Origin of the sequence: Synechococcus sp. R6-10, from assembly GCF_047461815.1 — a bacterium.
In the GTDB taxonomy this organism is placed as follows: Bacteria; Cyanobacteriota; Cyanobacteriia; order Thermostichales; family Thermostichaceae; genus Thermostichus.
This window is the reverse complement of the sequence record NZ_JANSHW010000445.1, coordinates 1-1718: the sequence shown is the minus strand read 5'-3', so window position 1 is coordinate 1718 and position 1718 is coordinate 1. Positions and strand designations below refer to the sequence as shown.

The 1718-nt window shown below is 57.7% G+C and carries 1 protein-coding gene and 1 pseudogene; both read right to left on the bottom strand.

Annotated features, from left to right (window positions below; genetic code table 11):
- A pseudogene (locus NW837_RS11950) lies at positions 1–145 on the bottom strand (RNA-guided endonuclease TnpB family protein); the annotation flags it as partial.
- 409 nt (positions 146–554) lie between these two features.
- Positions 555–1718, bottom strand: a 1164-nt coding sequence (locus NW837_RS11945; RefSeq protein ID WP_414331792.1) for a metallophosphoesterase family protein, incomplete at its 5' end; no start/stop codon positions are given.

The window sequence follows — 1718 nt, the reverse complement described above, 5'->3', positions numbered from 1 at the left end:
GCTTAACGGCGTTGGCGACTTTCTCGGGTGTGTTTTGGTTGACCCAGTTCAAGGCTTGGCCAAAAGCCTCCATCGTCGCGTCCAATTTGGCGGCTTGCGACTGGGATGCCTTGAGCTTACAGGAGACGGTCAGGACTTGGGTCATGGTTCTATTGTGACTTCCGCATTCCTCCCGGCACTGACCCTACGGGTGCAGTGCGGGGCTCCTGCGATTTCTAGCTGACTCTATAGAAAAGAAGATGGGAATTTCATGAATGCTAGAAAGGGATCCCCTGCTTGCTGCAGCTTCACAATACCTAAACCTCAAACAAAAAAAGACTGGCAGTGTGAGGTCTACCAGTCTGAGTCAGTTCCCTGTGAGTGAGCTGATGCCGTCGTTGCCAACGTCTTCAACCCGATTCCCAGTTTGTGTTGCTTTTTGCCATTTCGAAGTGATTCAGATCACTTGAAACTTGAGGAGCCCGCAGCTTTGGCGAGCACTCCTGTCCTGATTTCTTCGTACAGGGATCCCCCATCCCCACCTCTATGAACCCTGAGGCGACAAAGGGAGCATCTCAAAACAAAGGCAACTGCTCCTCTTCTGCTGAGGCAGGGCTTGAAGCTCCCGGCTCCTCCCAGTTGGGGGCCCAGTCTTGTAAAGGATCCACATATTCCTCCAACAACTGACGGGCGGCGGCCAGCAAATCGTTGTGCAAGGGGGCCAGATCGCTGCGGTTGGCCAAATACTGCTCCAGAGCCGTCAGGGGCTCAAGTCGGCTGGGATCCCATCCCGGCAGACGGATGCGGCTGGGGCTGACCACTTCTGGGGCGATGGTGTAGCTAAAAGCAGGGGCAAGAGCGTTGTGCAGAGCCCGCTCATCAATGCACTCTAGCTGGTCGGGCCGTATGCGGTAGATCAACCGCAGGATGGAGCCGGCCACGGGGGCCTTGGCGATGGCGGCCAGCAGCTTGGACTGCGCCTGCTGGGGTGGATCTGCGCTCAGATCCAGGCGAATGGTGTGAAAGGTACGGGTTGGCAGGGGCAAAAATTCATAGCTGGCCCCCGTAGGGGTGACTTCCACCAGCACACAGCCTTTTTCCTCTTTTTCTTCGCCAAAATCCACCCGCTCAATGCTGCCGGGATAGAGCATCAAGGGATCCCGACACAGCACCTGGTGACGGTGGACATGCCCCAAGGCAACATATTGATAGGCAGGCCGAGCCAGCAGCGAAAGGGGCACCGTAAATCCTCTGCCCACCGAAAGATGGCGTTCTGCTCCGTAGCGGGCCGTCTCCACCATGACGTGAGCCAACAAAATCGCCGGGATCCCTGGCTGCAGGGTGCGGATCTCCCCTTCTAGGGCTAGGCGGAGGCGCTGCAGGAGCTGATGCGCGAGGATTTCCCCTTCAAGCGCCAAGCTTTCCTGTTGGGCGAGTAGAGCAGAGCAACTCAGCCAAGGTAAAGTGGTCACCTGCACCGGGCCACCGCGAGTTTCGATCCGATGAGTTTCCAGTCTGTCCCCCACAATAAAGCCTGAGACCCCCAAAGCGCGGTAGATAGCCAGGCTGTTGCCTCCCTGTCCCTGCCCGTACTGATCGTGGTTGCCCACCAACAGGACGGTTGGGATCCCTGCATCGGCCAGGCGGCGAAACTGTTGGGCAAAAAGCTCTTGATGGAGAGGGGGGGGTGTCGCATCGGGGAAAGCATCGCCCCCAAACAACACCAGATCCACCGCTTG